Source organism: Calditrichota bacterium (assembly GCA_013112635.1).
Lineage (GTDB): Bacteria > Calditrichota > Calditrichia > Calditrichales > J004 > JABFGF01.
The window spans coordinates 82858-100090 of the sequence record JABFGF010000011.1 but is presented as its reverse complement, the minus strand read 5'-3'; the positions used below and the strand labels follow the sequence as shown (position 1 = coordinate 100090).

General features: G+C 38.2%; 10 protein-coding genes. 8 read left to right on the top strand and 2 right to left on the bottom strand.

Going from position 1 to position 17233, the window contains the following annotated elements; translation table 11 throughout:
* Together HND50_20055 and HND50_20050 are read right to left on the bottom strand one after the other, a co-directional pair.
* Nucleotides 1-2173, bottom strand: a 2173-nt coding sequence (locus HND50_20055) for a S8 family serine peptidase (GenBank protein ID NOG47543.1), incomplete at its 3' end; no start/stop codon positions are given.
* A gap of 96 nt (nucleotides 2174-2269) precedes the next feature.
* Nucleotides 2270-4438, bottom strand: a complete 2169-nt coding sequence (locus HND50_20050) for a S8 family serine peptidase (GenBank protein ID NOG47542.1) — start codon at nucleotides 4436-4438, stop codon at nucleotides 2270-2272.
* Between the two features lie 371 nt (nucleotides 4439-4809).
* On the opposite strand from HND50_20050, the gene uvrA reads away from it, so the two are divergent.
* The 8 genes from uvrA to HND50_20010 all read left to right on the top strand — a co-directional run bounded on the left by uvrA (nucleotide 4810) and on the right by HND50_20010 (nucleotide 17221).
* Entirely contained in the window at nucleotides 4810-7635 is a 2826-nt protein-coding gene (uvrA, locus tag HND50_20045) for an excinuclease ABC subunit UvrA (protein ID NOG47541.1), read from the top strand.
* A 65-nt stretch (nucleotides 7636-7700) separates the two neighbouring features.
* Complete coding sequence (locus HND50_20040) at nucleotides 7701-8258, top strand: hypothetical protein (GenBank protein NOG47540.1); 558 nt, start codon at nucleotides 7701-7703, stop codon at nucleotides 8256-8258.
* Between the two features lie 42 nt (nucleotides 8259-8300).
* On the top strand, nucleotides 8301-9371 hold the full coding sequence (gene gcvT, locus HND50_20035; GenBank protein ID NOG47539.1) for a glycine cleavage system aminomethyltransferase GcvT: 1071 nt from the start codon (nucleotides 8301-8303) through the stop codon (nucleotides 9369-9371).
* A 10-nt stretch (nucleotides 9372-9381) separates the two neighbouring features.
* Nucleotides 9382-10089, top strand: a complete 708-nt coding sequence (locus tag HND50_20030) for a hypothetical protein (GenBank protein ID NOG47538.1) — start codon at nucleotides 9382-9384, stop codon at nucleotides 10087-10089.
* Nucleotides 10090-10199: 110 nt separating this feature from the next.
* On the top strand, nucleotides 10200-12602 hold the full coding sequence (locus HND50_20025) for a DNA translocase FtsK (GenBank protein NOG47537.1): 2403 nt from the start codon (nucleotides 10200-10202) through the stop codon (nucleotides 12600-12602).
* Nucleotides 12603-12672: 70 nt separating this feature from the next.
* On the top strand, nucleotides 12673-13305 hold the full coding sequence (locus HND50_20020) for an outer membrane lipoprotein carrier protein LolA (GenBank protein ID NOG47536.1): 633 nt from the start codon (nucleotides 12673-12675) through the stop codon (nucleotides 13303-13305).
* Between the two features lie 224 nt (nucleotides 13306-13529).
* Complete coding sequence (locus HND50_20015; protein NOG47535.1) at nucleotides 13530-15794, top strand: polysaccharide biosynthesis tyrosine autokinase; 2265 nt, start codon at nucleotides 13530-13532, stop codon at nucleotides 15792-15794.
* Nucleotides 15795-15895: 101 nt separating this feature from the next.
* The gene (locus HND50_20010) at nucleotides 15896-17221 is read left to right on the top strand and encodes a UDP-glucose/GDP-mannose dehydrogenase family protein (GenBank protein ID NOG47534.1); all 1326 of its coding nucleotides are present in this window, start codon (nucleotides 15896-15898) and stop codon (nucleotides 17219-17221) included.
* Nucleotides 17222-17233 lie beyond the last annotated feature (12 nt).

Genomic DNA, 17233 nt, shown 5'->3' with positions numbered 1-17233 from the left:
GGCTTAACTCTTTGTTTACAAGAGTTGTCACAAGCTGCCCCAGGGCATTGTAGATTGACAAATTAACCTTTTCCTGATTTGGAATATTAAAGGACAATGTTGTCGCCGGGTTAAAAGGATTTGGATAGTTATCTAACAGAATATATTCATCCGCAAGGAGTTCATTCTTATTTAAACCAAATTTTGTTTTGCTGGCCAAAATCGAAATCGCATCATGAAAAGTTCTTCTACCAGAGTAATCCATATCGGCTAGTTTATAACGATAAATTTTTCCAAGATTAATATCTGAATCAATAAACTTATAGTCATTTTTAGTTGAAGAATTTCCAGCACCTCTAAGTTGCGGGTTGGTATTATAATCAGCAATCAGCTCAAATTCTCCATCTTCTTCTGCTTTGTATATTTCAAAGCCCATATTCTTGTTTTCACTTTCAGTGCTCCATGAAAGTTTAATTCCGGTTTCAATTTGAGTAGCAGCAAAACTTGATAATTCAACAGGCAAAGAGTTATCAGAAAAATGAGCTCCACTCATTATAAGTGAAAAAGCTTGAGAACCAGATGAAAGAGTACCTTTATGGTTTACTGTAATTGTATATGTTCCGGCAACCGGGCTGGCAATATAAACTTGCTCAACATTATCACGGAAATTATCTCCGGTTGTTGCTGCGTTTGATGGGTTTGTTGGATCAAGAATCCAGGGATTATATGTTGTACTGTTTCCGGTTATCCTTAAGTCTAAATCATTAACCAGCATCAAATCAGTTGGATCCGCTTGTGTAACTGGAGTAACAGGTGTTCCGGGTACATCGGTCCAAACTATTGTTACCTTCAATGGAGCACCGCTAGAAGTGACCTGAATAGAATAGGTCCCACTATTATTTAAAGTTTGTTCCTGCATCGTGTGGTTTGTCTGATCAACAAAAACTTCGCTGATAAGTTCAGCTGCACTTTTAACATTTACCAGTCCCCATCCATAGGTATAATCTGGGCCTGTATTTCCAGCTTCATCTGCAGTATGGATTGCCAATGCTTTTAGTGTTGCTGAGCGCATATTCGAACCACTACTTAGGGCTTGGTAATGCTGTGCAAGCAAGGCAAGTGAGCCAGTTACATTTGGTGTAGCCATTGATGTCCCGCTGTATGTGGTATAGTCAGTATTTCCAGCATCACTTGAAGAATAAAGACCAACGCCATTACCTACAACATCGGGTTTAATCCGGCCATCATCCGCTGGCCCCCAACTACTAAAACTAGACATCACAACGTCCGAGGTTTGGGTCCATCCTCCAGGAATATCTTCTACTGCGCCAACGGTTAAAATATTTTTCGCTACTTTAACGGGTCCGCACGTATCATAACCATCCGGTGAACCATCTTGCGGATAAGCGCCGCTGGTTGGACCTTGTCCACGGTCATTTCCGGAAGATTTGCAAATGAGGTAATAAGGTGCGTCATAAGCAATTTGATCATGTTCTTGAGTGTCGGCTGTATAATAACCAAACTTCCAATCTTCATTGGAGTCAATACCATCATCACCAGCCCAAGTCCAGAAAATTCCAAATTGTAGGTACCAGCCGGTAAGAAATCCGTATGAATGGTTTGACATGAGCAAGGAAGAAGCAGCTCCTGCCATTTCTGATGTGTCGTCCGTATAATCCCAGGCTCTTAATGTTGCCCCTTCTGCCATGCCTTGGGCGGCTGCATCAACACCTGACGCAATCATTGTTCCGGCAACGTGTGTGGCGTGCGTACTGGTTCCGGATGGTGAATCTTCCTGCGTAACCCGGCCGGTTAATTCCTGGTGTGTTCCCAAAACAGAACCGCCATCCCATTCGCCAATCGCGATTCCTGTTCCATCGAGGTTCAAGCCAGCGCTTCCGCCACTCCACACTTCATCTGTGGAGATTGTTTCTGCTGCATCGCTATTTTCGGTTGAAAGATAAAGTGGCTTTCCATTTATGATTTTTTGAATTTCAATTATAGTGCCATCATCATGAACTTCGCGGATTGGGTAGCCATTATCCAGAGCCCATTGTTCTGCAATTGCTCTTTGTTCTGTGTAGCGTTGATGGTATTTTTCTTTTAGACGATTTAAACGCTCGATATTTGTGTGTTCCTGACTAAGGCCTAAACCCGCGATTAAAAGAATTAGAAGTATTGTTAGCTTCTGCATTATATCTCCAAAAAAGGTTGATAAAAAAGGAAATGCCCGGAAAATGGGACGAAAAAACCGGTCTTCAAATTAAAAGAGAAGACCGGAAAGTAATATTTATTTCATCAAAATCATTTTATTAGCTTGTGAAAATTCAGCTGAATTAACTGAGTAGATATACATACCTGAAGGCATTGCTTTTCCTGATTGGTCTAAACCGTTCCATTGAAACGTATAAACTCCGGCTTCAATCTGCCCATCATAAAGTGTTTTAACTTTCTTTCCTAAAAGATCAAAAATGTTTACGGATAATTGGGTTGATTCATTTTGAAGCTTAGGAATGTTCAGTTTGAATACTGTAGTAGGATTAAAAGGATTTGGGAAATTTTGCTTTAAGCTAAACTCTTTTGGAAAAACACCTTTTTCAATCGCGATATCTTTTTTATAATTTACTGTGATGGAAATTGGTCCATGCTCAGTTGGTACTCCATTAAAATCAACATCAACAATCTTGTACCAATATGTGTTTTCACCTAGAGCTGTGTAATCTATAAATGAATAATCTTTACCAAAAGAAGAAGTGCCCAAACCTTTTAGTTCTTCAGAGTCTTCAAAGTCAGCAAGTTTTATATAACCATCATTTTCTCTTTTGCTTCTCAAAACCTCAAAACCAAGGTTTTCCAATTCGCTTGCAGTATTCCAGTTTAAAATAACATTACCGTCATTAACAGATGCTGAAAATGATGCTAATTCTACAGGTAGAGCTTGATCTGCAGCTTGAATTGCTGCAAAAGCATTCACCCGTCCTGCACCTAATTTCCCTGCGTATGCAGCATTACCGGGAATACCTGAAATATCATCAGCTGTATCATAAAGTATTTGCTCTACTTCACCAGGGGTAAGCGCATTATTATGAGACCAAACGAGGGCGGCAACGGAAGCCATACATGGTGTTGCCATAGAGGTGCCGCTTACACTGGCTACATAATCATTGGCAGCATCACTGTTATCATGATAAGTACTCATGATATCTGTTCCCGGCGCGGAAATATCCACAAAAGTTCCGTAGGTTGAAAAATCGGACTTAACATCATTTTGATCTGTAGACGCAACCCCGATAACATCGGTTCTGTCGAGCATATAATCGGAATCTTCGTTATCATCATTTCCTGCGGCTTTAAAAATTAATCCAAGTTGAGGCTCTCCGCCAGATGGGGTTGTTGTCCCGTAAAGAAAATAGTTGATTGCATCTTCAAGTCCACCGGTATTTGATGAACCCCAACTACATGATGCAATATGTGCCCCATTGTCACGGGCATAAATAAAAGCGTTTGCAGAAAAATCCATTCCTACAAAACCAAGATTTAAGATATCATTCCAACCATTGCGTAAGCCCATAATTTTAACACCATTTCCAACTCCGCTGGTCTCGCCATTTCCACCTGCAATGGATGAAACAGCATATCCATTATTTGTGATCGCTCCAATTGTTCCGGCTGTGTGGGTTCCATGGCCATTGTGATCGCGTGGATCATTATCTTCCACATCATAGTCATCGCCAACATCAAAATTATTAGGATTGCCAGTTACAAAATCCCAGCCGATCCAATCGTCTATGTAGCCGTTGCCATCATCATCAATTCCATTTGTGGAAAGTGCACCCATTTCTCCGCTGTTGGTCCACATATTTCCTCTGGAGTTTTCAGGATTGGAAGAAGAAGCGTTGGCACCACCAAGATCTTTGTGGTAATAACGAAAGCCGCTATCCATATCCGCAACAATAATACTTGTGTTGCCCATAGCCACATCCCAGGCTTCAGGTGCATCCACATCGTGGTCACTTACCTGATCCAAATACCACATATCTCCACCTGTAAAGTTAGGGTCATTTGGAGTTACAACATCAATTCTGTGAATTCCGATTGTTTGGGCATTTTCAACACCGGTAATAAGTTTGTAAGCCTGAACAACTTCTTCAACATTAACGCTATCGCTAAAATAAACCTTAAACCATCCACGTAAATTCATTGGTTCGCCATAAATATCTTTGGTCTTTGCAAATGGGTATCTTTGTTTTAAGGAGGCGATGTTATAGGTACTTTGCAGGGCATCAAATGCAGCAACTCCCGTAAGCCCTTCACTAAGTGCACGTTGAATATCAATTTGAGCTAATTGGCCAGGACTAAATTTTACAACAATCTCATTATTTTTGATGCGTGATGCACCAGATGCAAAAATTTGTGTACCCAGAAATAAAAGGAAAATTAGAATAGTAAATATACGCATAAGTGTCTCCATTTTGTTAGTTGACAATTCCGTTTGTTTTTTCAGGTGTGTTAATAAGAGAATCAATTTTTAAGAATAGGTATTTTTCCTCTTATTTTTAGATGGAGTAAATTATAAGGCGCGCTTTACTCGGCAGTTGTGATAAAAAGCATTAATTATTTTTTAACTTTTTTTGTTTTATTTTTTTTTTCTAATTTGGCTCAAAAATGAATAGATATTAAATTAGAATCTTATATATTTGTTGATTGACAGATTGTATTTTGAAGATTGAAGTATTATCAAATTTTCTATCGCTCCAATACTCCATTGATTCAATAATTCAGAAATTTATCAGTTTCTTAGACACATTTATTAGCAGGCGAAAGTAATTTATGGCAATAAAAAATGTAATAACTGTAAAAGGTGCGCGCGAACACAATTTAAAAAACATCAATGTAACGATACCACGAAATAAACTGGTTGTTATTACCGGGCTTTCAGGGTCAGGTAAATCCAGCCTTGCATTCGATACAATTTATGCGGAAGGACAACGGCGCTATGTAGAATCATTATCTGCATATGCGAGGCAATTTTTGGGTTTAATGGAAAAGCCTGATGTGGACTATATCGATGGCCTTTCACCGGCCGTTTCAATTGAGCAAAAATCAACATCGCGTAACCCCCGTTCTACCGTGGGCACCGTTACAGAAATTTACGATTATTACAGGCTGCTTTTTGCGCGCATCGGAAAACTTCACTCACCGGTTACTGGAAAGCTGCTGGAAAAGCAAACTGTTCAGCAAATATGTGATTCCATTTTGGAGTGGGAAAAGGGAACACGCATCCAGATTATTGCACCGGTTGTCCGTGCACGAAAAGGTGAATACAAAGAACTATTCAGCCAGTTTCGCCGTGATGGGTTTGTCCGTGTACGCGTAGATGGAAATCTATATTCACTGGATGATGATATCGATCTTGATAAAAAGAAAAAACATGATATTGACCTTGTGATAGACAGGCTGGTGGTGGAACCTTCCATGTTAAAAAGGCTGACAGAATCTGTTGAACTGGCCTTGAAGCAATCTGATAGAATTTTGTTTATTAATAAAGCTGATAGTGGGGAGGATGTTCTATTCAGCGAAAACTATTTTGACCCGGCCACGCAAAAATCTTATGAAGAACCGCAACCAAGAATGTTTTCCTTTAACAGCCCATTTGGCGCTTGCCCTAAATGCGATGGGCTTGGTGTTTTAACCGAGCTTGATCCACGGTTGATTGTTCCGGATGAAAATTTGTCAATTAGTGAAGGCGCCATAAAAGTTTTAACTCCACGCAATGAGGGCTGGAATTATGAAATGGTTGAAACTCTGGGGAAACAATTTAACTTTTCACTGCAAACCCCTTGGAAAAAGCTGCCTGAAAAATCAAAGGAAATTCTGCTTTACGGACTGGGCGATGAGAAAATAAAATTTATTTATAAACGTAAAAATGCCTACGTGGAATGGGAAAGCCAATATGAGGGCGTTGTCAACAACTTAAAACGGCGTTACAAACAAACCTCCTCAATGCACATCCGGCGGTGGATTGAAGGGTTTATGAATAATATTCCCTGTGAGGAATGTAATGGTGCTCGCCTAAGACCGGAAGCCCTTGCGGTTACAATCGATGATAAAAGTATTTCTGACTTAACCGTACTTTCCATTAAAGAAAACACACGATTTTTTGAAAATATAAAACTGTCAGGCCAGGATGAAGAAATTGCTCATCAAATCTTAAAGGAAGTTCGGCAACGGCTGCAGTTTTTAAATAATGTCGGGCTGGAATATCTAAGTTTAAGCCGGGCATCAGGAACACTTTCCGGTGGAGAAGCCCAGCGCATTCGTTTGGCTACGCAGATTGGATCGCAGCTGGTTGGTGTTTTATACATTTTGGATGAACCGAGTATTGGTTTGCATCAGCGAGATAATCAAAAATTGATCCATACTTTACAGCATTTGCGTGATTTAGGTAATACTGTGCTGGTTGTTGAGCATGACAAAGAAACCATGGAAACGGCAGACCATATTATCGATTTAGGTCCTCGTGCGGGAAGGCATGGTGGTGAGATTGTGGCAACCGGAAATGCGGATAAAATTAAAAAATCATCGAAAAGCCTTACTGGGAAATTTTTGGCGGGAATTGAAAATATTGAAATACCTGCCAACCGGCGAAAGGGCAATGGAAAGGCAATTGAAGTAAAAGGTGCCCTGGGAAATAATCTGACAGGAGTAAATGCAAAATTTCCATTAGGGAAATTTATTTGTGTGACAGGCGTTTCCGGTTCCGGTAAAAGCTCTTTAGTAAATGAAACGCTTTACGCAGCATTAAGCCGTCATTTTTACGGGTCTAAGAAAAACCCTTTGCAGCATAGCAAAATTATCGGCCTGGAAAATGTTGATAAAGTAATTGATTTGGACCAATCACCCATTGGGCGGACACCGCGCTCAAATCCTGCAACATATACAGGCTTATTTGGGCCAATCCGTGATTTGTTCAGCCAGTTGGCAGAATCTAAAATACGTGGTTATAAACCCGGACGGTTTAGCTTTAACGTTAAAGGCGGACGATGCGAAGCCTGCGAGGGAGATGGTGTTAAGAAAATTGAAATGCATTTTTTACCCGATGTGTATGTGCAATGCGAAGATTGTAAAGGACGACGTTATAATCGTGAAACTTTGCAGATAAAATACAAAAGCAAAACCATTGCCGATGTTTTGGAAATGACGGTTGACCAGGCATTGGAATTTATGGAAAATATTCCGCCAGTGAAGCGAAGGCTAAAAACATTATCAGAAGTTGGACTTGGTTATATCCACCTTGGCCAGGCAGCAACAACACTTTCTGGCGGGGAAGCCCAACGGGTAAAACTGGCCACTGAGCTATCAAAAGTTGGGACAGGCCGCACATTTTATATACTTGATGAACCAACAACAGGATTACATTTTGAAGATATCCGGATGTTACTTGGTGTTTTGAACAGCCTGGTGGAAAAGGGTAATACTGTGGTTGTAATTGAACACAATCTTGATGTAATAAAAACCGCAGACTGGGTAATTGACATTGGTCCGGAAGGTGGCGATGGCGGCGGAAAGATAGTTGCCAAAGGAACTCCGGAACAAGTTGCCAAAGTTGAGGGCTCGTATACCGGGCAATTTTTAGTTGAGGAATTAAGTATGTAGTCAAGATCTGTATTAATACTTTTGAAAAATTGAATATTAATAATAGAGCATGATTAGGGAATTCATTGGGTAAAATCTTAAAATCTGCTTCAAATATTTTTATTGTACTGATAATTCTAATAATAACTAAAAACCTTATTCTATACAGTACCTATAATCATGGAGCAAAGGGTTTAAAAAAAACACTAGGATCAAATACCAATATTTTTGGAACGTGGGAGTTGAGTGTGGATTCCTTCGACCATTTAATCGATACTAATGAAAAGTGGAAATTAGTTGTAAATGATGACAGTACAGGTCATTGCTTCATAAAAAAATCTCATTCAAAAATAATCGTTGGTGATACTCAGCCATATTCATGGGCAAGCTTATTACCTTATGAAGAAAAAAGATGTTTAAGCTATAATTCAAGGATTATCTTAGATAATGAATATTTGATTTTTCTGCCTGATTCAAATTCAATGTGGATTGACACTATGTATACAAAATATTTACAAAAGGAAGATTCATTGCTAATAGACAGAGGAATTTATCACAAGAAATATACTGAACCTCCGATATGGGGATTTTATTATTCTTATAAAGTTCCGCTAAGTAACATGTTTGAGTTTTGGTTCTTCTAGTAAAATAATTAGATTATATTTAAATTGATGGAGAAATGAAAAATGAAAAAAACTGCATTATATGATAAACATATTAGCTATGGTGCAAAAATGGTGGAATTTGCCGGGTTTTCAATGCCAATTCAATACAAGGGCATCCGCGATGAACACAGGAAAGTACGCGAATCTGTTGGTGTTTTTGATGTTTCGCATATGGGCGAGATAGAAGTTTCCGGAGAAAACGCACTGGCAATGATTGAGCGGCTTACTGTTAACAATGTTGCCGGGTTGGAAATTGGCCAGGCGCATTATACAGCAATGTGTTACGAAGATGGCGGCATAGTGGATGATCTTCTTGTTTATCGCTATGAGGATAAATTTTTGCTTGTTGTAAATGCTGCCAATAAGGAAAAAGACCTGGCATGGATTTTAAAAAACAAACTGGATGGATGCGTTGTTACGGACACAAGTGAGCAAATTACCCAATTGGCAGTTCAGGGACAGAAAGCAGAAGAAACTTTGCAACAGCTTACAAAAGTAGATTTATCGGCCATTAAATTTTATTGGTTCGAAGAGGGTGTTTTAGCTGATGCACCAATGCTTATTTCAAGAACAGGTTATACAGGGGAACCGGGATTTGAACTTTATTTTGAAAACCAATATGCGCTACAGGTTTGGGATGCTGTTTTTGAAGCCGGTAAGAAGTTTGATATTGAACCCATTGGTCTGGCTGCGCGTGATTCTTTGCGTCTGGAAAAGAAAATGTGTCTCTACGGAAACGATATTGACCAAACGACAAATCCTTTAGAAGCTGGGTTAGGCTGGATAACAAAACTGGATAAAGGCGATTTCATTGGATCGGATGTTTTACGCAAAGTAAAGGAAGATGGATTAAACAGGCGGCTTGTCGCTTTTGTATTAAATGCTCCCGGTTTTCCGCGCAAAGGATATAAAATTTTTAAAGATGGTGAAGAATTAGGAGTTGTAACCAGCGGTACAGTTTCCCCGATGTTGGAAAAAGGAATTGGTCTCGGTTATGTAAAAAAAGGTTTTACAAAAATCGGCACTGAGATTGAAATAGAAGTCCGTAATAAAATGGTTAAGGCCGAGATAATTAAACCACCGTTTGTTTGATTAGGATAAAATGTTTAACCCTGAGGGATTTTATCCCGGATTTAAAATTTCAAACCCTGTTGGAAACAATGCATTCTCTTTTGAAAAAAGAAAGAAAAAAGAGATACATGTTCCACCATTAATTAAGGGAACTCATGCTGATCTACAAATTGGTGATCAGATTGCCTTTTCTGAAATTGTTGATGGCAAAGAGCTAAATTATCCGGGTCTTAAAAATTTTATTCACTTTTTACATAACCAAACTGAAATATTTATTTTTGATAATCACAATCATGCCATTTTCTTTTGGGCTTATGCTTTACAAAAAGGTTTGATTGATTTTGGTGAAAATCTCGTGCATGTGGATCAGCATACGGATATGCGCGGGCCTGATAAATGGATTTCTAAAAATGATTTTTTAGATGTTCAAAAAATATTTGATTATACAAACTATGAATTAAATGTCGGTAACTTTATTCAGCCTGCAATAAAAATTGGATTATTCGATTCAGTTGAAATTATTGACAGCAGTGTTTCTTTCGAAAAATCTTTTGAGGATGAAATTGTTCTGGATCTGGATATGGATGTTTTCAGTTCCGATATGAACTATATCCCGGAACAGTTAAAAATTGAAAAAATCAAAGAATATATTGAGCAGGCGAAGTTTATTACAATTGCCACCAGTCCTTTTTTTATCGATCAGCAAAAGGCCATTAATTTAATTCAAATAATATTGTAGTTTGATATCCTCTTAGATACTTCACACGAAGCTTCTTTTGCAGCAGCGATTTGTTTAAGATTTTTAGTTTAATTATATTTTCGTCACTCACTTTATTGAAAATTGCAGGTATGAAAAAGAAGAAAAATAAAAAAGATTCAATCGGTTTTCAGCTTTTTGGGCTCCTTTTGATGGGGATTGCCATATTTATGTTTTTGGCAATTGTTTCGTTTAACCTGGATGATCCGGTTAATATGAATATTGCTGATAACCCGGTGGTAACGCATAACTGGTTTGGTCAGGTTGGTGCAGCATTTTCGCATTTCCTTATGCAATGGACATTTGGATATGCGGCCTTAATTTTCCCGGTTCTAATGTTCCTGGTAGGGATTTCAGTTTTTAAAAATGAGCCAATCTTAGACTATGGCCATATAATCGTCAAACTCTCTGCCTGGTCTATTTTGGTCTCAATCTTTTTAGCTTTCCCCGATGCATTGAAAACACAAGGTAATCTCATTGAATACTACCCAAGTGGTTTGATTGGTGGTTGGCTTGCATCAAATTTTGTTTTATATCTCGGTAAAATTGGCAGCTCATTACTGCTTTTACTTATGACAGTTTTGATGTTATTTGTTTCCATGAGAAGTGGCATAAGTTCAATTGTAAAATATTTTCAAGATTCATTTGTAGCCGTGTCTCAATTTATTTCAGAATTGGTACAATCCTTAACAAGCAGATTTAAGATCTGGAAAGAAAACCGTGTTTTAAAGAAAGCAGAAAAGAAAAAAGTAATTGAAGAAAGTAAAGAACCCGAGTTTTCCATTGAGGAGAAACCGGAGCCGCCTGTAGAATTGGAAATTGAGGATCCTGTTCCGCATGTTGAGCCGGAGCTCTTTTCAAATCAGGAAGATTTATTTAGTAGTATAGACGGGGAGGAGAATAATAGCCAAACTTCCTTCGAGCCTGAAGAAACAGAAGAAATATCATCTGAAACGGATTTTGAATTGAAGGAAGCAGTTCAGGAAGAACAGCTTGATTATGATGATCTGGTAAAAGAAAGTATCGCGAGATTTAAATTTCCATCTATAGATTTGCTTAATAACCCACCTGCGGACAGGAAAACTATTACAAAAGAAGAATTAAAATCCAATGCGGAATTGCTGGAATATAAATTATTGGATTATGGTGTAAAGGCAAAAGTTGTTCGCGTAACGGCAGGACCGGTTATCACTTTGTACGAGTTACAGCCTGCACCGGGAGTAAAAGTAAATTCAATAGTTAATCTGGAAAATGATCTTGCCCTTGCCATGGAAGCACGCGGTATCCGTATAATTGCACCAATACCGGGCAAAGCAGCTGTTGGAATAGAGATTCCAAATAAACACCCGCAAACAGTTTACCTTAAATCATTAATCAGATCCGAGAAATTTAGCCATAAAGAATTTGAATTACCTCTTGCCGTTGGGAAAGCAATTAATGGAGAATCATTTGTGGTGGACTTGGTTAAAATGCCTCACCTGTTAATTGCCGGGGCAACCGGAGCCGGTAAAAGTGTGGGGATTAATACAATTATATGTTCGCTTCTTTATTCGGTTGATCCGGGCAAGGTAAAATTTGTGATGGTCGATCCTAAAAAGTTGGAGCTTTCATTATATGCCGAAATGAAAGAACATTATTTGCTATGGCGCCCCGATCTTGATGAAGATGTAATTACCAAACCAAATAACGCTGTTAGCATGCTTAATACCATGGTGCTGGAAATGGAACGGCGCATGAACAGAATGCATACCCTATCTGTTCGAAATATCCGCGAGTATAATGCTAAAGTCTTGGCCAGTCCAAAAATCTATAAGAATACTGAACACCAGCAAATGCCTTATATTGTTGTTTTGATTGATGAGCTTGCTGATTTGATGATGGTTGCATCCAAGGATGTGGAATTACCGATTGCCCGTTTGGCTCAAATGGCCAGAGCAGGGGGCATCCACATGATTGTTGCTACACAGCGGCCAAGTGTTGATGTAATTACCGGATTGATTAAGGCCAACCTGCCGGCAAGATTGGCATACCAGGTTGCAACAAAAGTCGATTCCAGAACCATTTTAGATGCAAATGGGGCAGAGCAACTTTTAGGTAATGGCGATTTACTTTTTAAATTAACTGGTACAGCTAAAGCTGTTCGTTTACAAAATCCATTTGTGGCTACGGAAGAAGTTGAGCAGATAATAAATCACATAAAAAAACAACCAAAATTACCTTACTACAGCTTACCTCAACCAACCGAGTCTCGCAGGGATTCTTTTGATGATGCCATGGGTGATGACCGCGATTCACTTTATGAAGATGCGCGCGCAATAGTTGTTCAATCACAGTCGGGGTCAATTTCTCTACTGCAGCGCAGGCTAAAAATTGGCTACTCCCGGGCAGCGCGTTTAATTGACCAGATGGAAGAAGAAGGCATTGTTGGGGCTGCAATTGGTGGGAAACCACGAGAAGTTTTAATGACTTTGCAGGAACTTGGCAGCATATCCTGAGTTACGTGTTCTGGAGCAAGTTTCTTAATTCTTTTCTCCTTAAATTACCTGATCAAAAAAAAGGATAGATATGAAGTTTCTTATAAATATTATTTTAATCTTTGCTGCATTGCAGTTTTCTTTTGCACAGGATGTTGAAGACATAATTGAAGATGTCCAGGAAAGATATGATGAAATTGAAGATATATCGGCTACATTTAAAAGAATCGAATCGTTTAAATTAACCGGAACGGTTAGCGAAACTGTTGGGAAAATCTATATTAAAGATGGTGTAAAATACAGATTTGAGTCTGACGATCAATCGATTGCTACTGATGGAAAAACTGTTTGGACTTACAATTCAATTTCTAAGCAATTTATTATTGATAATGTTCGAAAAAATTCCGGTGCTTTATTACCGCGTGATATGTTATTCAAATATCCAAAAGAGTATTATTCAACTTTGCTGGGCGAAGCCGAAGTAGACGGCAAAGATGTTTTTATAATTAAGCTCGATCCGCGCGAGAATGTACATGGTTTTGTAAAGAGCATGAAAATTTGGGTGGAAGATGATGAATGGCTGATCCGCCGAATTGAAATTACAGATTTAACAGATAATAAAAGCACTTATGAAATTTCTAAAATTCTGATCGATGAAGATTTAAAAGATGATTTTTTTGTTTTGCAAGCAAGTGATGAAATGAATGTTGTTGATATGCGCTAGTCCTGATATAATGCTTTCGCTGAATAAACAAAAAGCACGTTTATCTTATATACATGGAATTAATTCCTGAAAACAAACGATACAATCAAAAAAAACAGTAATTTAGCGTCTTTAAAACTAAAAAAAATTTACAATATCTAAAATCTTACCGAAAAGCTTACATTGTCAGCCTCTTTTTTTAACCCGAAATCCAAAATAAGAAATATTTTTTAGGAGAAACACCGGTGATAAACCCAGTTCAAGATCAACAAAATCAAAATGTTACATTAACAGATTATTTGCGCATTGTTTACCGCGGACGCTGGTTAATATTATTTTCTTTTCTCGTTGTATTTACGGCAACTGTTTATTACACATTTACTACTAACCCTGTTTATGAATCATCTACCACAATAATTATTGAAAGCAATAAAGGCATGGGAAATGCTTTGTTCGATTTCAATTCTTTTGGTAACCAAAATACACACATTGCCAATCAGATTGAGATTATTAAAAGTCGAAGTTTAGCAGAACGTGTTATTAAGACAATGGAGCTTTCAAATGTTCGTGACTCTCTGACGCTTTTTCATCCCAATAAAGAAGGTGAATACAAAACTTTGAGGGATATGGTTGCGATAATCAGTGAACGAATGGAAGTAATTAACAAAAAAGATACCGATATAATTGAAATTACTATTCAGGCACCAAGTGCATTTGAGGCGGCTTTTGTTACAAACACTCTGGCTGGTGAATATGAAGAAGCCAGCAGCGAATTTAACCAGGGAGAAATAAGGGACTTACGAAATTTTCTTGAAGATCAGTTAGGTCGAAAATCGGATGAATTGAAAGACTCAGAAGAGGCTTTGCGCGCCTATCTTGAAAAAGAAAAAGTTGCCAGCCTGGACGAAGAGACGACTGAACTTGTAACCCGCCTTTCTGAGGTGGAAGCAGAACTGGAACAAACGCGTGTATTGCTTGAAGCAAATCTTGAGATGAAATCTTCGCTTGAAAGCCAGCTTGATGACAGACGCGAAACATTTAAAACTCAAATTGCTGATATTTCTACTCCTTATATAACCACTTTACAAACAGAATTAGCCACCCTGGTTGCAGAAAAAACAAAATATACTACTGCTGTTGAAGTGGAAGCTCAAGGTGTAAACAAGCAATTTTTTCAAAGAGGTGTTGCCCAGTATGATGATAAAATTAATGCCCTGAAAGAGCAGTTAAAAGAGGAAGCCCAAAAAATCTCATCGTCCAGCCTGGTAAAAGATCCATACCAGGTAACCCAGGATGTTGTTACTTCTCTAATAACTTTGGATGCAGAAATAAAATCTAATACAGCAAAAATCAATATTCTTCAGGATGTTGTATCGGAATATAGTTCTGAGTTGGAAACGCTTCCGGTAAAAGTTTTAGGACTGGCCCGTTTGGAACGCAGAAGGTTGGTTGATGAACAAACTTATATAATGATGACCAAAAAACTGGAAGAAACAAAAATCCAGGAAGCCGGTCAACGCAAAAACGTTCGCGTTGTAGATGAGGCCATTGAACCAATTTTTCCTACAAAGCCAAAGAAAAAACTAAACCTCGCTTTAGGATTGGTGTTAGGATTGGGCCTTGGTATCGGTATTACATTTTTACGTGAATATTTTGATAATACAATTAAGACTCATGAAGATTTAGAAGCCTTGGGTTACAATGTTCTTGCAAATATCCCACAGATTGAAATGAGCAAAGTGGAAGAAAAACTTGAGCATAAATTGAGCAAACTTGGCCCAATTGAAGGCAAGAGAATTGAAGCAAGACTGATTACACACCTTGATCCGAAATCACCGGTTTCTGAAGCTTACAGAACCCTGCGAACAAATCTACAATTTAGTAAGATTGATAAAGCTGTTCACACAATGCTTGTTACAAGCTCCGGTCCAAAGGAAGGGAAGTCTACAACTTCTGCAAACCTGGCAATCGCAATGGCTCAATCGGGTAAGCGCGTTGTTTTGATTGATGCAGATTTAAGACGACCAGTTGTGCATTCGATATTTGGATTGGAAAAAGAAGATGGTATTACAAATTATCTTATGAATGACATTAGTTATGACAAGATGATAAAAAAATCCATTATGGATAATTTATACATTATTCCAAGTGGTGTATTACCGCCAAATCCTTCCGAGTTGATTTCATCAAAAAATATGGAAGACCTTATTGAACGCTTAAAAGGTGATTTTGACCTGGTTGTTTTTGATACACCTCCGATTATTGCTGTGACGGATGCTGCTATTTTAAGTACCAAAGTAGATGGCACTCTTTTGGTCGTGAAATCCGGACAGACAAATTATGATGCAGTTGTTCGGGCTAAATCGCTTATGGAAAATGTTGATGCCCGCATCCTTGGAGCGTTGTTAAATGGTGTTGAAGTAGGTGGAATGTACGGAACATACTATTATTATTACTATCATAATTACTATTCAAGGCCGGGTAAAAAAGGACGTAAAAGAGCTTATTAAAAATCAAATAAAAAAGTTGACAAAAAATCAAAATGGACTCAACTAAAGGTTGAGGAATCCGAATACAGATCAAATCAAAAGTTAAATGCAAGGAGTGTTAAATGAAAGTTGCGGTTGTTGGAACAGGTTATGTCGGCCTTGTGGCGGGCACTTGTTTTTCTGATACTGGAAATGAAGTTGTTTGTGTAGATGTTGATAAAGAAAAAATAGATGGTTTAAAAAAAGGTAAAGTGCCTATTTATGAACCTGGCCTTGAGGAAATGATAAAACGCAATGTGCGTGAAGAAAGGCTTAGCTTTACAACAGAAATTGAGGCAGCTGTTAAGTCATCTCAAATAATTTTTATTGCGGTCGGAACTCCGCCTGATGAAGATGGTTCTGCCGATTTACAATATGTTCTGGCTGTTGCAAAAAGTATTGGCCAAAACATGAATGGTTTTAAAGTTGTTGTAGACAAGAGTACGGTTCCGGTGGGAACGGCTGAAAAGGTTACAGCAGAAATCTCTAAATATACAGATCTTGACTTTGCTGTAGTTTCAAATCCTGAGTTTTTAAAAGAAGGCGCCGCAATTGCTGACTTTATGAAGCCTGATCGAGTAGTTATCGGGACAAGCAATGAAGAAGCTGCTGAAATTATGCGTAATTTATATTCCCCATTTGTCCGCACAGGTAAACCGATTATTGTGATGGATGAAAAAAGTGCTGAATTGACCAAGTATGCCGCAAATGCATTGCTAGCTACTAAAATCTCATTTATTAATGAAATAGCAAATTTGTGTGATACGGTGGGCGCAAACGTGGAAATGGTTAGAAAAGGAATTGGTAGCGATGTGCGTATCGGGCCATATTTTATATTTCCTGGTACAGGATACGGTGGTTCTTGTTTTCCAAAAGATGTAAAAGCATTGATTAAAACTGCAGGTGAAAATGGAATAGACTTAAACATTTTAAAATCTGTTGAAGAAGTTAATGCCAGCCAAAAAACAATAATGTTTAATAAAATAAAAGAATATTTTAACGGCGATCTTAAAGGTAAAAAGTTTGCCATGTGGGGTTTAGCATTTAAACCTAAAACTGATGACATGCGCGAAGCCCCGGCAACAGAAATGATTAAAGCTTTGAATGAGGCAGGCGCAACAGTTCATGCACACGATCCTGAAGCCATGAATGAAGCAAATCGCGTATATGAAGACCGCCTTGGTAAAGGTGTGGAATTATTTAAGAAACGTTATGATGCACTAGATGGAACTGATGCATTGATTATTATGACTGAATGGAACGAATTCCGGGAGCCGGATTTCTTTTTAATAAAGGAAACTTTGAGCTCAGCAGCCATTTTTGATGGGCGTAATATTTATGATCCAAAAAGAATGAAGAAATACGGAATTGATTATTTTTCAATTGGTAGGCCGGAAAAAAATAACTAAAAAGAGGAAAAC

Coding starts and splice junctions, on each gene's coding strand:
- HND50_20050 (NOG47542.1), bottom strand. CDS start 4,438: ATGCGTATATTTACTATTCTAATTTTCCTTTTATTTCTGGGTACACAA.
- uvrA (NOG47541.1), top strand. CDS start 4,810: ATGGCAATAAAAAATGTAATAACTGTAAAAGGTGCGCGCGAACACAAT.
- gcvT (NOG47539.1), top strand. CDS start 8,301: ATGAAAAAAACTGCATTATATGATAAACATATTAGCTATGGTGCAAAA.
- HND50_20030 (NOG47538.1), top strand. CDS start 9,382: ATGTTTAACCCTGAGGGATTTTATCCCGGATTTAAAATTTCAAACCCT.
- HND50_20025 (NOG47537.1), top strand. CDS start 10,200: ATGAAAAAGAAGAAAAATAAAAAAGATTCAATCGGTTTTCAGCTTTTT.
- HND50_20020 (NOG47536.1), top strand. CDS start 12,673: ATGAAGTTTCTTATAAATATTATTTTAATCTTTGCTGCATTGCAGTTT.
- HND50_20010 (NOG47534.1), top strand. CDS start 15,896: ATGAAAGTTGCGGTTGTTGGAACAGGTTATGTCGGCCTTGTGGCGGGC.